Origin of the sequence: Pseudomonas sp. CFBP 13727 (assembly GCF_014841915.1) — a bacterium.
Taxonomy (GTDB): domain Bacteria; phylum Pseudomonadota; class Gammaproteobacteria; order Pseudomonadales; family Pseudomonadaceae; genus Aquipseudomonas; species Aquipseudomonas baltica.
The window spans coordinates 45,214-65,419 of the sequence record NZ_JACYUT010000004.1 but is presented as its reverse complement, the minus strand read 5'-3'; the positions used below and the strand labels follow the sequence as shown (position 1 = coordinate 65,419).

Below are 20,206 nucleotides of genomic sequence, written 5' to 3'. Positions count from 1 at the left end.
AACTGTGGGAGGGGGCTCTGCCCGCGAAGAATGCGCTGCGGTTTGTCTGATACACCGCGGCGCTCTTTTCGCGGGCAGAGCCCGCTCCCACAGGGATCGGGACCAACCGTAGGAGCGGTCATCGGCCGCGAAGAATGCGCTGCGGTTTGCCTCAGGCGGGCTTGGTCACCATCAAGCCGATGATCGACAGCAGCACCACCACTGCAACGGTCGCGATGATCAACACATTGCGGCGCTTGGCCGCGATTACGCCTTCGTTCAACCCAGTCGCGAAGCGCAGGCGGTTCACCCGGTTGATCAGCAGCAACCAGACCCCACCGCCGATCACATACAGCACCGCAGCGGTGAGAATCCAGGTTTGCCCCAAAGGCCAACCGACCCTGTGCACCAGCCACCATCCCGTGACGGGAAAGCTCAGCAGGCTCAGGGCCATGACCAGCCAGGCATACACCCAGGGCCGTTGCAGGGTGCTGGCGAACGGTAGCCGGTCGCCGCCCTTCCAGCTGCGCCAGGCTCGGTAGATGACGGCCGCCACACTGCCCAGCAGCACAACAGTGGCAGCGACGTGGAATATTTTCAGAACCGCCAGGCTTTCCATGACGCGTGATCCCCGTGGGCCATTACGATGCATCATCGACAAGCGTAGCAGCCATCGAGTTCAGCGCAGCGAGACCTACCCCTGTAACAGCTGGCACACCCCATCGCCCCTGTGGGAGCGGGCTCTGCCCGCGAATGGCACACCGCGGACTCAAGCCAGTGCACCGCATCACTAACCCAGGAACAACTTGTACGCCGGATTATCCGTTTCATCCCAGAACGGGTAGCCGATCTCGGCCAGCGCGCCGGCTACCAGATGGCGTTCATCCTCGGGCACCTGCAACCCAGCCACCACACGCCCATCGGCGGCGCCATGGTTGCGGTAGTGGAACATCGAGATGTTCCAGCGCCCGCCCAGCTTGTCGAGAAAGTTGAACAGTGCCCCCGGACGCTCGGGGAACTCGAAGCGCAGCACCATCTCGTCACTGACCCTGACCGCATGGCCACCGACCATATGGCGAATGTGCAGCTTGGCCAGTTCGTTGTCGGTCAGGTCCAGCACCGGGAAGCCATGCGCCTCGAGGGTCTGCAGCAGCACCGCGCGCGGGTCCCGCTCGGGATGGGTCTGCACCCCGACGAAAATGTGCGCTTCATGGCCGGTGTGGTAGCGGTAGTTGAACTCGGTGATCTGGCGTTTGCCGATGGCCTCGCAGAACGCCTTGAAGCTGCCCGGACGCTCGGGGATGGTCACCGCGATGATGGCCTCACGGCCCTCGCCCAGCTCGGCTCGCTCGGCCACGTGGCGCAACCGATCGAAGTTGACGTTGGCACCCGAATCGATCGCAACCAGGGTCTGCCCCGACACGCCTCGGGCGTCGACGTACTTCTTGATCCCGGCGACCCCGAGCGCGCCCGCAGGCTCGGTGATGGAACGGGTGTCGTCGTAGATGTCCTTGATCGCCGCGCAGATCTCGTCGGTGCTGACGGTGATCACCTCGTCCACGTGGTCCTTGCAGATCTCGAAGGTGTAGTGACCGATCTGCGCCACCGCCACGCCATCGGCGAACAGCCCGACCTGCGGCAGCACCACGCGCTCCCCAGCGTGCATGGCCTGCTGCAGGCAGTTGGAGTCGTCCGGCTCGACGCCGATGATCTTGATGCCCGGCCGCAGGTATTTGACGTACGCGGCAATGCCGGCGATCAACCCGCCGCCGCCCACCGGTACGAAGATCGCATCGAGATCGCCCGGATGCTGGCGCAGGATTTCCATGGCCACGGTGCCCTGCCCGGCAATGGTGTAGGGGTCGTCGTAGGGATGGATGTAGACCATGCCCTGTTCGTCCACCAGCTTGAGCGAGTGGGCCAGGGCTTCGGCAAACGAATCGCCATGCAGCACCACGATGCCGCCGCGCGAGCGCACACCCGCGATCTTGATTTCGGGGGTGGTGTTGGGCATCACGATGGTGGCCTTGATGCCCAGCTCGCGCGCCGCCAGCGCCAGGCCCTGGGCATGGTTGCCGGCCGACGCGGTGACCACGCCGCATGCTGCTTCCTGCGCGGTGAGCTGCGACAGCTTGTTGTAAGCGCCGCGAATCTTGAACGAGAACACCGGCTGCAGGTCTTCGCGCTTGAGCAGAATCTTGTTGTTCAGACGCTCGGACAGCTGCCCGGCGGGCTGCAAAGGGGTTTCCACCGCGACGTCGTAGACGCGCGAGGTGAGGATCATCTTTACGTACTGTTCGAGCATGGCAGACATCACTGACGATAACGGGCGGGGCCGATGAGTCTAAGCCAACGACCACCGCAAAACCAAGGTTTTGCCCTTATAATGCGTGGCTTCGGGGCCGCAACCACTAGAGCCCCAACTGCCGCTGCGGAGCTTGCATGACCCAGGACCAACTCAAACAGGCCGTCGCCCAGGCTGCCGTGGATTTCATTCTGCCCAAGCTGGGCGAAAAGAGCGTTGTCGGTGTCGGCACCGGTTCCACCGCCAATTGCTTCATCGATGCGCTGGCCCAGCACAAGAGCGCCTTCGACGGCGCCGTGGCCAGCTCCGAGGCAACCGCTGCGCGGCTCAAGGGCCATGGCATCCCGGTGTATGAACTCAACAGCGTCGGTGACCTGGAGTTCTATGTCGACGGCGCCGATGAAAGCGACGAGCACCTGAACCTGATCAAGGGCGGCGGCGCTGCGCTGACCCGCGAGAAGATCGTCGCTGCCGTGGCCACCACCTTCATCTGCATCGCCGATGGCAGCAAGCTGGTGCCGGTGCTGGGCGAGTTTCCACTGCCGGTGGAAGTCATTCCCATGGCCCGCAGCCACGTCGCGCGCCAGCTGGTGAAGCTGGGCGGCGACCCGGTCTATCGCGAAGGCGTGGTGACCGACAACGGCAACATCATCATCGATGTGTACAACATGCAGATCACCGACCCGGTGGCGCTGGAAACGCAGATCAATGCCATCGTCGGCGTGGTCACCAACGGCCTGTTCGCCGCTCGCCCGGCCGATGTGCTGCTGCTGGGCACCGCCGAAGGCGTCAAGACCCTCACCCGCCCCGCCTGACCCTTTATTGTGGGAGCGGGGCGGGCGGCGAGCCCTCTGCCCGCGAAAAACACACTGCGGTGTACCTAATACACCGCAGCGCCCCCTTCGCGGCCACGGACCGCTCCTACGGGAATCACCGGATGCCCCCCGTAGGAGTGGTCATCGGCCGCGAAAAACACACTGCGGTGTACCTGGTATACCGCAGAGGCTGCTCCCACAAGGGTCACTATACGGCTCCAAGGAAAAACCCATCTATCCATATTCCCAATCGTTAGTTCATTTAAATTTAACAAACGATTAGGGTATATACACCGGACCACCGGACCTGCGTACACCCAAGCAAGGCGACATACGCCGTGCATGACGTGAGGACGGTATGGTCACCCACTCGATTTCCCGCGAACACTCCCAAACCTTGCCGGCCGACGACGGCCCGGCGCTCGTGCCCGCGCAGATACTGCGCAATGACCTCGACGCGCTCGACGCCGCGCAAACCCTCGCCGCCAGCGCCCGTACCCATGCCGCCCGGCGCGACCAGTACCGCGAGCTGCCTTGGCAACTGATCGAGCAATTCACCGCGAGCGGCCTGGGCAGTATCACCGTGCCACGTGCCTTCGGCGGCCCGGACGTCAGTTTCGAAACCCTGGCCGAGGTATTTCGCCTGATCAGCGCCGCCGATCCGGCCCTGGGGCAGATTCCGCAAAACCATTTCGGCATCCTGCAGATGCTTCGCGGCACCGCCACCGCGCACCAGCAGCAGACGCTGTTCAGCGCCGTGCTGCAAGGCGCGCGCATCGGCAATGGCGGCCCTGAACGCGGCACCCGCAACACCCTGGAGATCAAGACTCGCATCGTCCGCGAAGGTGACGACTGGCAGATCAGCGGACAAAAGTTCTACTCCACCGGCGCGCTGTTCGCCCACTGGGTGGCGGTCAAGGCCGTGGATGAGCACCAGCGCCTGGTCATGGCCTTCGTACGGCGCGGCACACCCGGCCTGCAAATCATCGACGACTGGTCCGGCTTCGGCCAGCGCACCACCGCCAGCGGCACCGTGGTGCTGGAACACGTGCAGGTGCCCGCCACCCATGTCGTGGAGATCTGGCGCCAGGCGCAGCAACCGAACATTCAGGGCGCCGTATCGCGACTGATGCAGGCGGCCATCGACGCCGGCATTGCCGCTGCGGCCATCGACGACACCATCGCCTTCGTCCGCGAGAAATCCCGCCCGTGGATCGACGCCGGGGTCGAGCGCGCCAGCGACGACCCTTTCGTGATCGCCGATATCGGTCGCCTGAAGCTGGAACTGCACGCGGCCCAGGCACTGCTGCGCAAGGCCGCGCGCGTGCTCGACCAGACTCGCCACGCGCCCGTGGACGCCACCTTGGCAGGCCAGGCGTCGATCGCCGTGGCCGAGGCCAAGGTGATCACCACCGAAATCGCCCTGCACGCCAGCGAAAAGCTCTTCGAGCTGGCCGGCAGCCGCGCCAGCCTCGCCGAGTTCAACCTCGACCGTCACTGGCGCAATGCCCGCGTGCACACCCTGCACGATCCCGTGCGCTGGAAATACCACGCTATCGGCGCCTACCACTTGAACGGCAGCCTGCCTGCGCGCCATTCCTGGATTTGACCAGACCGCTGGAGATCAGCATGAGCTCATTGCCCCACCCCCTCGACGGCGTCGCATTGATCGCCAACGACCAACAGGCCCTGGACGTTGCCCGCCAACTGGCTCCCCTGTTGCAACGCGACAGCGCCCTGCGCGACCGCGAACGGCTGCTGCCCCACGGCGAACTGGCGCTGTTCTCGCGCTCTGGCCTGGGCGGCATCAGCGTGCCCAAGGCATTCGGCGGAGCGGCTGTGTCCAACGTCACCCTGGCCCAGGTCATTGCCTTGCTGGCCGCCGCCGACGGCTCGCTGGGCCAGATCCCACAGAATCATTTCTATGCCCTGGAAGTGCTGCGCATCAACGGCAGCCCGGCGCAGCAAAAGCGCCTGTACGCCGACGTGCTGGCAGGCCAGCGGCTGGGTAACGCCCTGGCGGAACTGGGCACGCGAACCGCCCATGACCGCACCACGCGCCTGACCCGCGACGGCGACGGTTTGCGCATCAATGGTCGCAAGTTCTACGCCACCGGCGCGCTGTATGCCCAGTGCATTCCTACCTCGGTGGTCGATGAACAGGGCGTGCAACAACTGGCTTTCGTACCCGCCGACAGTGCCGGTGTACAGGTCATCGACGATTGGAGCGGCTTCGGCCAGCGCACCACGGGCAGCGGCTCGGTGGTGTTCGACAATGTCTGGGTCAGCGCCGACGCCATCGTGCCGTTTCAAAGCGCGTTCGAACGGCCCACCACGGTCGGCCCGTTCGCGCAGATCCTGCATGCCGCGATCGACACCGGCATTGCCCGCGGGGCGTTCGAGGACGCCTTGCAGTTCGTCCGCACCCGCACTCGGCCATGGATCGACGCCACCAGCGACAAAGCCGTGGAAGACCCGCTGTCACTCAAGAGCTTCGGTCATCTGGCGATCCGTCTGCATGCTGCCGAAGCCCTGCTCGAGCGTGCCGGCGAGGTGCTCGACAAGGCGCAGGCCGAGCCCAGCGCGGAAAACGTCGGCGCCGCTTCGATTGCCGTGGCCGAGGCTCGGGCGCTGAGCACCGAAATCTCCCTGGCCGCCGGCAGCACCCTGTTCGAGCTGGCGGGCAGCCAGGCCACCCTGGCCGAGCACGGCCTCGACCGGCATTGGCGCAACGCCCGCGTACACACCCTGCACGACCCGGTGCGCTGGAAGTACCACGCCATCGGCAACTACTACCTCAACGACCAGCTACCACCACGCCGGGGGACGATCTGATGAGCAAGAAACAGATCCTGCTCAACGCCTTCAACATGAACTGCGTGGGCCACATCAACCACGGCCTCTGGACCCATCCGCGCGATACCTCCAGCCAGTACAAGACCCTGGAGTACTGGACCGATCTGGCCCAGTTGCTGGAGCGCGGCCTGTTCGACGGCCTGTTCATCGCCGACATCGTCGGGGTCTACGACATCTATCAGAACTCGGTCGACGTGACGCTCAAGGAGTCGATCCAGCTACCGGTCAACGACCCGTTGCTGCTGGTCTCGGCCATGGCCGCGGTCACCCGCCACCTGGGTTTCGGCCTGACCGCCAACCTCACCTACGAGGCGCCGTACCTGTTCGCACGGCGCCTGTCCACGCTCGATCACCTGACCCGTGGCCGGGTGGGCTGGAACATCGTCACCGGGTACCTGGACAGCGCCGCCAAAGCCATGGGCCTGACCCACCAGGTGGAGCACGACCGTCGCTACGATCAGGCCGACGAATACCTGGAGGTGCTGTACAAACTCTGGGAAGGCAGTTGGGAAGACGATGCCGTGATCGAGGACCGCGAACGGCGCATCTACGCCCAGCCGGAAAAGGTCCACAAGGTAGAGCATGAAGGCGAGTTCTACCGCGTCCAGGGTTACCACCTGTGCGAACCCTCACCGCAGCGCACGCCGCTATTGTTCCAGGCGGGCAGTTCGGCACGCGGCCTGCAGTTCGCCGGTCAGCACGCCGAATGCGTGTTCATCAGCGGGCAGAACAAGCAGGCCACCCGCGCTCAGGTGGACAAGGTGCGCGACGCAGCCCGCGCGGCCGGCCGCGACCCGCAGGCGGTGAAAGTCTTCATGGGCCTGACGGTCATCGTCGCCGCCACCGAGGCGCAGGCCCGGGCCAAGCATGACGAGTACCGCAGCTACGCCAGCGCCGAGGCCGGTGTCGCCCACTTCGCCGCCTCTACGGCAATCGACTTCGCCCGCTACGAACTCGACGAGCCCATTGAGTACGTCAAGGGCAATGCCATCGAGTCGGCCACCAAGACCTTGCAGAACAACGACTGGACCCGGCGCAAGCTGCTCGATCAGCACGCCTTGGGCGGGCGCTACATCACCTTGGTCGGTAATCCGGAACAGGTCGCCGACGACCTTGAAGCCTGGATCGTCGAGACCGGCCTGGACGGTTTCAACCTGACCCGCACGGTGACCCCGGAAAGCTACGCCGACTTCATCGACCTGGTGATTCCCGTGCTGCAGGCACGCGGTTCGTACAAGACCGCCTATGCCCAGGGCACGCTGCGCGAAAAGGTCTTCGGCCAAGGCCCGGGGCTGCCTGAAGGGCATGCTGGCTTCAGTTACAAGCGCGGTGCCTGATCGGGCCTCTTCGCGGGAAGCCCGCTTCCACAATCAACGAGCGCGCGCTCGTGTGGGAGCGGGTTCTACCCGCGAAGAGGCCACCCCAAACAACACAAAAAATCACTGGAAACCCAACATGCTCAAACCCACCTTGCTCCTCGCCCTCACCCTCCTCACCGGCCTGGCCCATGGCGCCGATGACAAGCCGCTGATCGTCGGCACCACCGCCGCGTTCGCCATCCCCCTGGAAAGCGCCGTGGAGGAAGCCAAGAAACAGGGCCTGACCGTCAAGCTGGTGGAATTCACCGACTGGATCGCGCCCAACGTCAGCCTGGCCGCCGGCGACATCGACGTGAACTACTTCCAGCACATGCCGTTCCTGGAAAACGCCAACACTCAGGCCGGCACCGACCTGGTGCCCTATGCGCCGGGCATCATCAACAACGTCGGCCTGTATGCCAAACGCTACAAAAGCTTCGACGAACTGCCCAAGGGCGCGACCGTCGCCATTGCCAATGACCCGATCAACAGCGGCCGAGGCCTGCAACTGCTGGCCAAGGCTGGCTTGATCACCCTCAAGCCGGGGGTTGGCTACAAGGCCACCGAAGAGGACATTCTCACCAACCCCAAAAACCTGAAGATTCTTCAGGTCGAGGCGGTGCAGCTGGTGCGCGCCTACGACGACGCCGATCTGGTGCAGGGCTACCCGGCCTACATTCGCCTGTCCAAGACCTTCGACGCAGGCTCGGCGCTGCTGTTCGATGGTCTGGATCATCCTGAATACGTCATCCAGTTCGTGATCAAACCCGAGCGCAAGGACGATCCACGCCTGGCCAAGTTCATCGACATCTACCAGCATTCGCCAGTGGTGCGCGCCTCGCTCGACAAGGTCAACGGCAAACTCTACCAAGTCGGCTGGAAGGAGTGAGCATGCCCACCACCAATGTGCAACGCAGGCTGGCCGCTACCGCCGGCATTGCCCGGCCTGCCGAGCCGCTGGAACTGCATCCACAACTGGCCAATGCGCTGGTGCGTTTCATCGGCGTCGGCAAGACCTATGAGGGCGCCCAGGGCCCCGTGCAGGCGCTGCAGGGCATCGACCTGACCATCGAGCGCGGCGAAGTGTTCGGCATCATCGGCCGCAGCGGCGCTGGCAAGTCGTCGCTGATCCGCACCATCAACCGGCTTGAGCAGCCCAGCAGCGGGCGCGTGCTGATCGATCAGGTGGACATCGGCGAGTTCGACGAGGACCGCCTGGTGGCCCTGCGACGGCGCATCGGCATGATCTTTCAGCACTTCAACCTGATGTCGGCGAAAACCGTGTGGCAGAACGTCGAGTTGCCACTCAAGGTCGCCGGTGTGCCCCAGGCCGAGCGCTGGCGCAAGGTCGGTGAACTGCTTGAGCTGGTTGGCCTGCAAGGCAAGCGCGACGCCTATCCGGCGCAGTTGTCCGGCGGGCAGAAGCAGCGTGTCGGCATCGCCCGGGCGCTGGTGCACGACCCGCAGATTCTGCTCTGCGACGAAGCCACCTCGGCGCTGGACCCGGAGACTACCGAGTCGATTCTCGCCCTGTTGCGCGATATCAACCAGCGGCTGGGGCTGACGGTCATCCTGATCACCCACGAAATGGCCGTTATCCGTGCCATCTGCGACCGCGTGGTGGTGCTCGAAGGCGGCCAGGTGGTTGAGCAGGGCCCGGTGTGGCAGGTGTTCGGCAACCCCCAGCATGAGGTCAGTCGGACCTTGCTGGCCCCGCTGCAACACGGCCTGCCCGAGGAACTGCGCGCCCGTCTGCGCAGCACGCCTGCAACGCCTGGCGCAGCGCTGGTACTGCGACTGCGCGTGACCGGGGCACAGGCCGGCGAGGCGGACCTGTCGTCGTTGTTCAACCTGCTGGGTGGCCAGGTCAGCCTGCTGCAGGGCGGTATCGAACGGATTCAAGGTCGCGCACTGGGCAATCTGGTCGTGGCGGTAAGCAATTCGCCCCACGACCGCGAGCATCTGCTGCAACGCGCCGGGCAATGGGCACAACGAGTAGAGGAGCTGGGCTATGTGGTTTGATCGTCTGTTGCAGGGCGCCCTGGACACCTTGCTGATGGTGGGCGTTTCCTCGTTGATCGCGCTGCCCGTGGGCGTGGTGATGGCCGTGGTGCTGGTCACCAGCGACCGTGGCGGTATCTACCAGGCGCCCGCGCTGAACCGCGTGCTGGGCGCGTTCGTCAACCTGTTCAGGTCGGTGCCGTTTCTCATTCTGATGGTGGCGCTGATCCCGTTCACCCGGTTGATCGTCGGTACCACCTATGGCGTGTGGGCGGCCGTGGTGCCGTTGACCATCGCTGCGACGCCGTTCTTTGCGCGCATTGCCGAGGTCAGCCTGCGCGAGGTCGACCATGGCCTGGTCGAAGCCGCGCAAGCCATGGGCTGCCGACGCTGGCACATCGTCTGGCACGTGCTGCTGCCTGAAGCGCGACCGGGCATCGTGGCCGGCTTTACCATCACCGTGGTGACCATGATCAATTCATCGGCGATGGCTGGTGCGATCGGTGCCGGCGGGCTGGGCGACATCGCCTACCGCTATGGCTACCAGCGATTCGACAGCCAGATCATGCTCACGGTCATCGTGTTGCTGGTGGCCCTGGTGACCCTGATCCAGTTCGGCGGCGACCGATTGGCGCGGGTGCTCAACAAGCGCTAGTCGCGGAACCGAGATGCGCCCTTCGCGGCCGCTGACCGCTCCTACGGGGGATAATGTCCTGCGTAGGAGCGGTCCGTGGCCGCGAACGCCACGCTGCGGTATCTCAGACGGAGCACCCTACTTTCTTTTGCCCAACCTGAATCAAGCTTCCTTCCCCTCGCCCTCGTCTTCCTTGATCCGGTACCAGGCCACATACAGCGCCGGCAGGAACAACAGGGTGAGCAAGGTCGCCACCACGATTCCGCCGATCATCGCGTAGGCCATCGGGCCCCAGAACACCTCGCGGGCGATCGGGATCATGCCCAGACTGGCGGCTGCCGCCGTGAGCAGGATCGGCCGGCGTCGATGCTCGGTTGCCTCCAGCACGGCATCCCACGGCTTGTAGCCATCGCGCTCGTAGGCGTCGATCTGGGTCACCAGAATCACCGAGTTGCGGATGATGATACCGATCAGCGCCAGTATCCCGAGAATCGCCACGAAACCCATGGGCGTCCCGGTCGGCACCAGCGCCAACACCACACCGATGATGCCCAGCGGCGCCACGCTGGCCACCAGGAACATCTTCTGCACACTGTGCAGCTGGATCATCAGGAAGGTCGCCATGAGGAACAGCATCAACGGCACCACCTTGGCGATGGGTCCCTGCGCCTTGCCGCTTTCCTCGACCGTACCACCGGTGGCCACCTTGTAACCCACCGGCAGGCCTTCGGCGAATTTCTCGATCTCGGGCTTGAGCTGGGCCACCAGATCGGTCGGCTGGATATCGTCGCTGACCGCCGCCTTCAAGGTGATGGTCGGCAAGCGATCACGCCGCCACACCAGCGGCTGCTCCAGCTCGTAGCGCACGGTGGCGAAGGCCAGCAGCGGAATCGAGGTGCCGCTGGGCGTGACGATCTGCAGGTTCTGCAAGGTTTCCGGCGAACCGCGCTCGGCGTCGTTGGCACGGCCGACCACGTTGACCAGATAGATATCGTCATTGACCTGGGTCACCGCCGAGCCGCTGACGATGGTGTTCATCAGCTTGGCCACGTCTTCGGACGACAAGCCCAACTGCCGCGCCTTGTCCTGGGCGATGTCGATGCGCAGCACTTTGCCCGGCTCGTTCCAGTCGTAGATCATCTCGCCGACGTGCGCGTTCTGGTCCAGCAAGGTTGCCAACTCGATGGCGTGCTTGCGCACCTGGTCGATGTCCTTGCCGCTGACCCGATACTGGATCGGCCGGCCCACCGGCGGCCCCATTTCCAACGCCTGGACGTAGGTGCCGATGCCGACGAAGTCTTCGCGCAGGCGCTTCTTCAAACGCTCGGTCAGCGCGCCACGCTGCTCCAGGCCTTTGCTGACGATCACCAACTGGGCGTAGTAAGGGTTCTCCAACTGCTGGTCCAGCGGCAGATAGAAACGGATCGCGCCCTGACCGATGTAAGTGCTCCAGCGCGCGATGTCCGGATCATCCTTGAGCGTAGCCTCGAGGCGGTCGACTGCCTTGCGCGTTTCGTTGATCGAAGCGTTTTGCGGCAGGTTCAGGTCCACCAGGATTTCCGGGCGGTCGGACGAAGGGAAGAACTGGTTCTGCACGAAACGCATGCAGAACAGCGCCGCAGCGAACAGCAGCAACGTGCCGATGATCGTCAGCCAACGGTGGCGCATGCAGCCCAGCAGACCACTGTGGAACCAGCGCGCGACACGCCCCGGCTGCTCCGGCTTGGGTTTGACGTTCTTGCTCAGGATGTGCACGCCGATGACCGGTGCGAACAGCACCGCCACCACCCAGGACACCAGCATGGCCACCGCGATCACGGCAAACAGGGTGAAGGTGTACTCACCGGCCGAGCTGGCGTTCAGGCCAATCGGCACGAAGCCGGCCACGGTGACCAAAGTGCCGGTGAGCATCGGGAATGCGGTCGAGGTATAAGCGAAGGTAGCCGCCTCCTCCTTGCTGTCACCCGCTTCCAGGCGAGTGACCATCATTTCCACGGTGATCATCGCATCGTCCACCAGCAGGCCCAGGGCGATGATCAACGCCCCCAGGGAAATGCGCTGCATGGTAATGCCGCTGTACTCCATGAACACGAAGACCATGGCCAGCACCAGCGGAATCGAGCAGGCCACCACCAGGCCGGCGCGCACGCCCAGGCTGATGAAGCTGACGATCAGCACGATGACCACGGCCTCGAACAAAGCGCTGGTGAACCCACCGACGGCCTTCTCGACCACCTCGGCCTGGTCCGAAACCTTGTGCACGCCCACGCCCACCGGCAACTGCGCGGTCAACGCGTTCATGCGCGCATGCAGCGCGGTACCGAATTCCTGAATGTTGCCGCCGTCTTTCATGGCAATGGCCAGGCCGATGGCGGGCTGGCCGTTGTAGCGGAACATCGGCGCGGCCGGGTCTTTGTAGCCACGTTCGATGTCGGCGATATCGGTCAGCCGGTAGAAGCGGTCGTTGAGCCTGAGGTTGACCGTTTCCAGGTCTTTTTCCGACTTGAACTGGCCCGAGGTGCGCACCGAAATGCGTTCCGGCCCTGCTTCGATCACGCCCGCCGGCGTCACCGCATTCTGTGCCTGCAGCGCGCCGACCACCTGTTGCTGGTCCAGGCCCAGCGCGGCCAGTTTGCGCGTGGAGAAATTCAGGTAGATCACTTCGTCCTGCTGGCCTACCAACTGAACCTTGCCCAGGTTCTCGACCTGACGGATCTCGGCGCGCACCTGCTCCACGTAGTCGCGCAGCTGCCGCATGCTCAGGCCGTCGGCAGTGAAGGCGTAGATGGAGCCGAACACGTCACCGAATTCATCGTTGAACGAAGGCCCCTGCAGGCCCTGGGGGAAGGTGCCGCGAATATCGTCGACCTTCTTGCGCACCTGATACCAGATCTCTGGAATCGCCTTGGCATTGGTGGTGTCGCGCAGGTACACGAACACCGTCGACTCGCCAGGCCGCGTGTAGCTTTTCACGTAGTCCAGGGAGTCCAGCTCTTCGAGCTTCTTTTCGATGCGGTCGGTGACCTGCTTGAGCGTTTCATCCTGGGTCGCGCCCGGCCAGCGGCTCTGGATGACCATGGTCTTGATGGCGAACGCCGGGTCTTCTTCACGGCCCAGGTTGAAATAGGAGAACACGCCCATCAGCAGGCCGACGAACATCAGGTACCAGACGAAGGACTGGTGCTTGAGCGCCCAGTCGGACAGGTTGAAACTTCCCTTCATTGCCGGCTCGCCTCGTCCAGTTTGATTTTCTGCCCGGGTTTCAGGCTGTTGACGCCAGCGCTGACCACGCGCTCACCCGCCTGCACACCGCTGCCCAGCACTACGACGCCACGGTCGCGGCTGAGCACGGTGACCGGGCGCGGGTTGACGGTCTTGTTCTGGACGTCCACCAGCCACACCTGGGTCTTGCCATCGACTTCCTGCACTGCGGTCTCCGGCAATTCCAGGCGCTGCGCGATACTTGAACTCAAGGTCACGCTGATCGCCGTGCCCAGGCGCAGGCCGGCGGGGCTTTCGCGCAGGGTCAGGCGTGCGCGACGGGTGCGCGTCGCACTGTCGGGCCGCGGCTCCAGCTCACGCAGGGTGCCGGTGGTGGCAACGCTCGGGTCGAGCTGGGACTGCACACGAAACTCCACGCCCTCGGGCAGGGTTTCGGCCAGCCCGTCTGGCAGGTCGATGACCGCCTCCTTGATATCGGGACGGGCCAATACCACCACCTCTTCACCGGCGCTCACCACTTGCCCGACTTCCACTTTCCATTGATTGACCACGGCGGCGTGGTCGGCGCGCAGCTCGCTATAGCCCAGTTGATCCCTGGCTTGGCTGACGGCGGCCTTGGCCTGGTCGAGCGAGGCCTGGGCGGTCTTCAGGTCGGTCTGGGCGATGTCCAGGCCAGCCTGCGCACCGACGCCACGGTCGAACAACTCCTGCTGGCGGCGAGCATTGGCCTGGGCATTGATGAACTGCGCCTGCACGCGGGCCAGATCACCCTGGCTCGAACGCAACTGGTTCTGCTGGTCGGTCGGATCGAGGGTGGCCAGCAGCTGGCTCTTCTCCACCTGGCTGCCGACATCCACCGCACGCCGGGCGATACGCCCCGATACGCGAAAGCCCAACGTGCTTTCGTAGCGCGCCTGGATATTGCCTGCGAAGCGACCCAGGCTCTGCTGGTCCAGGCCCTTGACCTCGACCGACAGCACCGGGCGGATCGGCTCGGGAGCTTGCTCTTCCTTCGAACAGCCTGCCAGCAACAGCACGGCCGCAGACAACGCGATCACCGCCTTCATGGCTGGCGCTCCTCGGCAATTTCCACCTGCATGTCCGGGTGCAGCAACTGCCCGCCGGCGACGACCACGCGGTCGCCGTTCTTCAAGCCATCGGCGATCACCACCTTGCCGGTCAGGTAACGGCCCACGTCGACCTTGCGCAGATTGACCTTGTCGCCTTCCCCCACCACCCACACGGCAGGCTCGGCGATGTCCTTGGTCAACGCCGACCAGGGCAGCTCGACGCTGGTCTTGCCCGGACCGTTGAGCGATGCGTTGACCACCGAGCCGAGGTCCATGCCCTTGGGCAGGCCTTGCAGGGCGATCTTCACGCGCACAGTACCGGTCTGCGCGGACACCGCTGGGGTGACTTCGCGCACCGTGCCGGTGGTCTTGATCGCCGGCTCGTCGAGCAGGCTGACGGTGATCGGCTGCTGGCCGGCCGGTTGGGCAAACAGCGACTCGTACACGTCGAATACCGCATCGCGGTCGCCATCGCGGGCCAGGCCGAAGATCGGCGCAGTGGCCTGTACCACCTGGCCAACCTCTGCCTGGCGGGCAGTGATCACGCCTGGGGCGTCGGCCACCAGGTCGGTGTAGCTCAATTGTTCACGGGCATTGGCCAACTGGGCGCTCGCCGCCGCCAACGAACTCTGCGCACCGCGCAGCGCCGCCTGGGCCGAGTCGTATTCACTCTGGCTGGTGTAGCCCTTGGGCAGCAGCTTCTGCTGGCGCACGAAGGCCGCCGATGTCTGTTTCACACGTGCCTGTTCGGCGGCCACTGCAGCCTTGGCCGAATCGACGTTTGTCTGCAGGTCCTTGGGGTCCAGGCGCGCCAGCACCTGCCGTGCGCTGACATGATCGCCCACGTCCACCAACCGCTGGATGATCTTGCCACCGACGCGGAACGACAACTGGGTCTGGATGCGCGCCTGCACATCGCCGGTGAGATTGACCGCAGCGGCGAACCCGCCGCTCTGTACATTCTCCACGCGCACGCGCGGATGCGTCGGCTCGATGGGCTTGTCTTCACCACACCCCGCCAGCGCAACCAACAAAAGGGAAACCCCTACAACCTTCCAACGAGGACCAGCCATGCAGGCTCCTTTGCGTGCGCTGTGATGCCAGGTGTGTATGCGACTGTGGCCGTGATGCGAGGTTCATTTGCCGGGAATGGCCCTGCCCGGACAAAGCAAAACGCCGACACTGTACAAGCTGTCGGCGCTCAGGTGAACCGTTGTCACACTCGGGAATCAGAACGCCGGCAATACCGCGCCGCTGTACTTCTTCTCGATGAAGGCTTTCACTTCGGGGCTGGTCAGCGCCTTGGCCAGTTTCTGCATGGCCGGGCTGTCCTTGTTGTCCGGACGGGCCACCAGGAAATTCACGTAAGGCGAATCCGATCCTTCGATCACCAAGGCATCCTTGGCCGGGTTCAGGCCGGCTTCAAGTGCGTAGTTGGTGTTGATCATGTCCAGGTCGACCTGGTCCAGCACGCGCGGCAGCATGGCCGATTCCAGCTCCTTGAACTTGAGGTTCTTGGGGTTGCTGGCGATGTCCTTGGGGGTGGCCAGGGCGTTGCTCGGGTCCTTCAGGGTGATCAGGCCGGCTTTCTGCAGCAGGATCAACGCACGACCGCTGTTGCTGCCCTCGTTGGGGATGGCGACGGTTGCGCCGTCCTTGAGTTCGCTCAGCGACTTGACCTTCTTCGAGTAACCGCCGAAGGGCTCGACGTGCACGCCGATCACGGTGACCAGGTTGGTGCCCTTGCCCTTGTTGAAGCTTTCCAGGTACGGCAGGGTCTGGAAGTAGTTGGCGTCCAGACGCTTTTCGTTCACCTGTACGTTGGGTTGCACGTAGTCGGTGAACACCTTGATGTCCAGCTCGACGCCTTCCTTGGCCAGGGTCGGCTTGATCAGCTCGAGGATCTCGGCGTGGGGAACCGGCGTGGCGGCGATCACGAGTTTTTCTGCCGCGTTGGCCAGGCCGAAAGACAGGGAGGCCGCCAGAGCGGTGAACAGCAAAGCCTTTTTCATGCTAAGTCCTTGAAATTGGGTGGCGGCGGCAGCAATCGGCCAGCCTTGCGCGGACAATACCGGGAATTAATATTCCTACAAATACCTTTTAGTTTGCTGCTTATGCCTTTTTACTCAAGCGCTCGACGCTGCGGTTCAGCAGCGCTGCCAAAGCAACCGGCTCGGCGTGCTCGGTGGCCTGCGTCAACAGCTGCTCGAGATGCACGAGCAAGTCCGTGTTCGCGGCCGCTGGCAGATTGAGATGCTCGGGCAGGATCTCGTCGCCGCGGCTGACCAGCAGGGCAAAATGGATGACGTTTTCCAGCTCGCGGGTATTGCCGGGCCAATCATGGCGCTCCAGCGCTCGCTGCGTATCGGCGCTGATCAGCGGCACCGCCAGGTTCAGACGGTGGCTGTAGATGCCCAGGAAATACTCGGCCAGGGCGAGGATATCGCCGGTCCGCTCGCGCAACGGCGGCAAGGTCAGGCGGCCTTCGCCCAGATAGGCGTGCAACCGTTCGTTGAATTTCCCCGCGGCCACGGCCTGGCCCAGATCGATGCTCGACGCCGCCACCAGGCGCACGTCCACGGGATTGGGCTGAGCCGCGCCGACGCGGGTCACTTCACGGGTTTCCAACGCCGCGAGCAGTTTGGTCTGGATCGCCAGCGGCAGGTCGGCGATCTCGTCCAGGTACAGCGTGCCGCCGTTGGCCGAGCCGAACCATCCGGCCCGGCTGCTGGCCGTGCCGCTGTGGGCTCCTGCGCTGTAGCCGAACAGCTCGGCATCGGCGTAGGTCGGGCTGATCGCGCCGCAATTGACCGAGACGAAAAGGCCGCCACGATCACTGCCGCGATGAATGTGGCGGGCAAGCAGTTCCTTGCCGGTGCCGCTTTCACCCTGAATCAGCACCGGCAGTGCCTTGGGCGCGAGCCGCTCGAGCTCCTCGCGCAAGCGTCGCGAGCGCGGATCGACGAACACCAGCGCCTTGGCGCGGATGCTCAGCGGGCTCTTGTCGGCGTCGGGAAAGGTCAGCAGCGGCTGGCCGAAGGTGTCGTTGTATGCGGTCATGGGCAAGGCTCCCACCGGCCTGGCTGCAGGCGGCGTACTCGGTTGTCGGGCATTCAGGCGCGCAGCTGGATGTGCTGGTCCATGCGACTCTGCAGGCGATAGAGGTAGGCAAACCCCTGTTCCCAGCGTCGATGCCCGGACTTGACGTTGATATGCCCGGCACCGGCCAGAATGCCGGCTTCGGCGCCCCAGTCGCGGGCCAGTTGCAAGGCTCGCGGAGCACTGGCCGCAGGGTCGTTGTCCGAGCCCACCACTTGGCTGGGGAATGGCAGCAGGTGTTTGGGGATGGGTGCGAAGTTGCGCAGGGCCGGCGAGCAGGCCGGGCGCTCTACGTCTGCAGGCGCCACCAGCAGGGCTCCGCGAACCTTGCGCAACGAAACCAGCGAGGCGGCGACCGACCAGTGGGCGACTGTCACGCATCCCAGGCTGTGAGCAATGAGAATCACCGGATCGGCGCTGGCATTCACCGCGCGGTCCAGCGCCGCGACCCAGTCTTCACGCCGTGGCGTGAGCCAGTCGTCCTGCTCGACACGCGCGCTGTTGGGCAGGGTTCGTTGCCAATGGCTTTGCCAATGGTCGTCGGACGAGCCCTGCCAGCCTGGCACGATCAGATAGCGGATCGACTCATTGCGCATGGGATGCGCCTCCTGCAAACGTTGCGTTGGAGGCCAGTATAAGGAAAGGAGTTATATTCGCTAAGGAATAAGAAGCTATTTATTAATAACCAAAATAAAGGTCAATCAGCCCCGTAGCAGCGCCGCAAGCCGCGTCGGCGGCACGCGCGGTCTGCCTGCTGCCACCGCATAACCCCGGACGCGGCTTGCGCCGCTGCTACAAGGTGCGCGTGATCTTCTGTAGCAGCGGCGCAAGCCGCGTCGGCGGCACGTACAGTCTGCCTGCTGCACCGCATCGACCCCGGACGCGGCTTGCGCCGCTGCTACAAGGTGCGCGTGATCTTCTGTAGCAGCGGCGCGAGCCGGTTCGGCGGTACACGCGGTGTCTCTGACGCACCGCGTTGAATTCGGACGCGGCTCGCGCCGCTGCTACAGACCTGACGCCTTCTGCCAGACCTTGGGCTTGAAGAACAACGTCTCGCCCCGCGCCAGGCCACTCAGGCTGTCATGGTCCTTGACCACTTCGGCCTCGATCAGCTCGCTCTGCCCCTCGACCTTGAGCGTCACCCGCGTGGTTGCGCCCAACGGGCGAATGTCACGCACCTCGGCGGCATGATGGTCGTCCAGCTCGTGGCGCGACAGCGACACTTCGTGCGGACGAAACAGCACATGCTCTTCACCACCCAACTGCAAGCGGTTGGAGTCGCCCAGAAAGTGATAGACGAAGTCGCTGGCCGGGTTCTCGTACACCTCGCCTGGCGAACCGATCTGCTCGATGACACCCTTGTTCATCACCACGATGCGATCCGCCACTTCCATGGCTTCTTCCTGGTCGTGGGTCACGAAGACCGAAGTCAGGTTGATGTCCTCGTGCAAGCGCGCCAGCCAGCGACGCAGCTCCTTGCGCACCTTGGCGTCGAGCGCGCCGAAGGGTTCGTCGAGCAGCAACACCTTGGGCTCGACCGCCAGGGCACGGGCCAGGGCAATACGCTGGCGCTGGCCCCCGGACAACTGCTCGGGGTAGCGATCGTGCAACCAGTCCAACTGCACCATGTTCAACAGCTCATGCACCTTCTGCGCAATCACCGTTTCAGTCGGCCGCTCGCGCTTGGGCTTCATGCGCAAGCCAAAGGCGACGTTGTCGAACACTGTCATGTGTCGGAACAGCGCGTAGTGCTGGAACACGAAACCGACGTTGCGATCCCGCACATCGTGGCCTGAAACGTCCTCGCCGTGGAACACGATGCTGCCCTGGTCGGGCGTCTCCAGGCCGGCGATGATGCGCAGCAAGGTGGTCTTGCCGCACCCGGAAGGGCCCAGCAGAGCCACCAGCTCGCCACTCTGGATGTCCAGATTGATGGAGTCCAGGGCCTGGAAGGCATTGAAGCGCTTGCTGACGTTACGAACTTCGATCGACATTAATCATTCCTCCGCGGCGCTGTTGCGCAGGCGGTCAATACGGGACTCGCTCCACTGCTTGAGCAGCAGGATGAAGAGCGCCAGGATCAGCAACAGGCTCGCAACGGCAAAGGCAGCGACATGGTTGTATTCGTTGTAGAGAATTTCCACGTGCAGCGGCAGGGTATTGGTCACGCCGCGAATGTGCCCGGACACCACCGACACGGCACCGAACTCGCCCATGGCCCGCGCGGTACACAGCACCACGCCGTAGATCAGCCCCCACTTGATGTTCGGCACGGTGACGTACCAGAACATCTGCCAGCCATTCGCACCCAGCAGACGCGCCGCTTCCTCTTCCTGCGTGCCTTGTTCCTGCATCAGCGGGATCAGCTCGCGGGCCACGAACGGCACGGTGACGAAGATGGTGGCCAGCACGATACCCGGCAAGGCGAACACGATCTGGATGTCGTGATCCTGCAGCCACGGGCCGAACAGCCCCTGAGCGCCGAACATCAGCACATAGACCAGACCGGCAATCACCGGCGACACCGAGAACGGCAGGTCGATCAACGTGACCAGAATGCTCTTGCCGCGAAACGAATACTTGCTCACGCACCACGCGGCGCTGACGCCGAACACCAGGTTCAGCGGCACCGAAATGAGCACGGCGAACACCGTCAGCTTGAGCGCCGACAGCGCATCGGGCTCGAAGATCGCCGCGAAAAAGGTTCCCAGGCCCTGCTTCAAGCCCTGGGACACGACGATCAGCAACGGCAGCAACAGAAACACGGCGAAGACCAGCCAGCCAAGGGCGATCAACACCCGCCGCGAGGTTGCGCTGCCACGCCGGGCCGCATTGGTGGAGGCAGCAATGGAAGATGCAGACATGTG

At 64.1% G+C, this 20,206-nt stretch carries 17 protein-coding genes; 7 read left to right on the top strand and 10 right to left on the bottom strand.

What is annotated here, in order from left to right; genetic code table 11:
• Positions 1–151: 151 nt before the first annotated feature.
• Both IFT76_RS13580 and ilvA read right to left on the bottom strand, forming a co-directional pair.
• Positions 152–598, bottom strand: coding sequence for a DUF2269 family protein (locus tag IFT76_RS13580; RefSeq protein ID WP_192058832.1), 447 nt, complete (start codon positions 596–598; stop codon positions 152–154).
• Positions 599–769: 171 nt separating this feature from the next.
• Entirely contained in the window at positions 770–2,284 is a 1,515-nt protein-coding gene (gene ilvA, locus IFT76_RS13575; protein ID WP_192058831.1) for a threonine ammonia-lyase, biosynthetic, read from the bottom strand.
• A 137-nt stretch (positions 2,285–2,421) separates the two neighbouring features.
• Here ilvA and rpiA point away from each other — a divergent pair, with 137 nt between their 5' ends.
• From rpiA to IFT76_RS13540, 7 genes are all read left to right on the top strand, one after another.
• Positions 2,422–3,099: a ribose-5-phosphate isomerase RpiA gene (gene rpiA, locus IFT76_RS13570; RefSeq protein WP_192058829.1), complete on the top strand. Its 678-nt coding sequence runs from the start codon at positions 2,422–2,424 to the stop codon at positions 3,097–3,099.
• Positions 3,100–3,457: 358 nt separating this feature from the next.
• Positions 3,458–4,708 carry an SfnB family sulfur acquisition oxidoreductase gene (locus IFT76_RS13565; RefSeq protein ID WP_192058827.1) on the top strand — a complete coding sequence of 417 codons (1,251 nt, stop codon included), beginning with the start codon at positions 3,458–3,460 and terminating at the stop codon, positions 4,706–4,708.
• Positions 4,709–4,728: 20 nt separating this feature from the next.
• Positions 4,729–5,934, top strand: coding sequence for an SfnB family sulfur acquisition oxidoreductase (locus IFT76_RS13560; RefSeq protein WP_192058825.1), 1,206 nt, complete (start codon positions 4,729–4,731; stop codon positions 5,932–5,934).
• The gene (locus tag IFT76_RS13555) at positions 5,934–7,292 is read left to right on the top strand and encodes an LLM class flavin-dependent oxidoreductase (protein ID WP_192058823.1); all 1,359 of its coding nucleotides are present in this window, start codon (positions 5,934–5,936) and stop codon (positions 7,290–7,292) included. Before IFT76_RS13560 ends, IFT76_RS13555 begins: the two co-directional genes overlap by 1 nt.
• A 118-nt stretch (positions 7,293–7,410) precedes the next feature.
• A complete protein-coding gene (locus IFT76_RS13550) occupies positions 7,411–8,202 on the top strand; it encodes a MetQ/NlpA family ABC transporter substrate-binding protein (protein WP_192058821.1) in 792 nt (263 codons plus the stop codon).
• A 2-nt stretch (positions 8,203–8,204) separates the two neighbouring features.
• Positions 8,205–9,335: a methionine ABC transporter ATP-binding protein gene (locus IFT76_RS13545; protein WP_192058819.1), complete on the top strand. Its 1,131-nt coding sequence runs from the start codon at positions 8,205–8,207 to the stop codon at positions 9,333–9,335.
• Complete coding sequence (locus IFT76_RS13540; protein WP_122480625.1) at positions 9,325–9,969, top strand: methionine ABC transporter permease; 645 nt, start codon at positions 9,325–9,327, stop codon at positions 9,967–9,969. The genes IFT76_RS13545 and IFT76_RS13540 overlap by 11 nt, the downstream gene beginning before the upstream one ends.
• A gap of 141 nt (positions 9,970–10,110) precedes the next feature.
• On the opposite strand, the gene IFT76_RS13535 is transcribed toward IFT76_RS13540, so the two are convergent.
• From IFT76_RS13535 to cysW, 8 genes are all read right to left on the bottom strand, one after another.
• The gene (locus IFT76_RS13535; RefSeq protein WP_192058817.1) at positions 10,111–13,170 is read right to left on the bottom strand and encodes an efflux RND transporter permease subunit; all 3,060 of its coding nucleotides are present in this window, start codon (positions 13,168–13,170) and stop codon (positions 10,111–10,113) included.
• Positions 13,167–14,237, bottom strand: a complete 1,071-nt coding sequence (locus IFT76_RS13530; RefSeq protein ID WP_122480627.1) for an efflux RND transporter periplasmic adaptor subunit — start codon at positions 14,235–14,237, stop codon at positions 13,167–13,169. The genes IFT76_RS13535 and IFT76_RS13530 overlap by 4 nt, the downstream gene beginning before the upstream one ends.
• Positions 14,234–15,313, bottom strand: a complete 1,080-nt coding sequence (locus tag IFT76_RS13525) for an efflux RND transporter periplasmic adaptor subunit (RefSeq protein WP_192058815.1) — start codon at positions 15,311–15,313, stop codon at positions 14,234–14,236. Before IFT76_RS13525 ends, IFT76_RS13530 begins: the two co-directional genes overlap by 4 nt.
• A gap of 156 nt (positions 15,314–15,469) precedes the next feature.
• Positions 15,470–16,252 (bottom strand): MetQ/NlpA family ABC transporter substrate-binding protein, encoded by a 783-nt coding sequence (locus tag IFT76_RS13520; protein WP_122480629.1) that lies wholly within the window; start codon positions 16,250–16,252, stop codon positions 15,470–15,472.
• A 100-nt stretch (positions 16,253–16,352) separates the two neighbouring features.
• Entirely contained in the window at positions 16,353–17,300 is a 948-nt protein-coding gene (locus tag IFT76_RS13515; RefSeq protein WP_192058813.1) for a sigma 54-interacting transcriptional regulator, read from the bottom strand.
• 53 nt (positions 17,301–17,353) lie between these two features.
• On the bottom strand, positions 17,354–17,935 hold the full coding sequence (locus IFT76_RS13510) for an alpha/beta hydrolase (RefSeq protein ID WP_192058811.1): 582 nt from the start codon (positions 17,933–17,935) through the stop codon (positions 17,354–17,356).
• A gap of 408 nt (positions 17,936–18,343) precedes the next feature.
• Positions 18,344–19,333: a sulfate/molybdate ABC transporter ATP-binding protein gene (locus tag IFT76_RS13505; protein ID WP_122480632.1), complete on the bottom strand. Its 990-nt coding sequence runs from the start codon at positions 19,331–19,333 to the stop codon at positions 18,344–18,346.
• Positions 19,334–19,336: 3 nt separating this feature from the next.
• The gene (gene cysW, locus IFT76_RS13500) at positions 19,337–20,203 is read right to left on the bottom strand and encodes a sulfate ABC transporter permease subunit CysW (RefSeq protein ID WP_122480633.1); all 867 of its coding nucleotides are present in this window, start codon (positions 20,201–20,203) and stop codon (positions 19,337–19,339) included.
• Between the last annotated feature and the right edge of the window lie 3 nt (positions 20,204–20,206).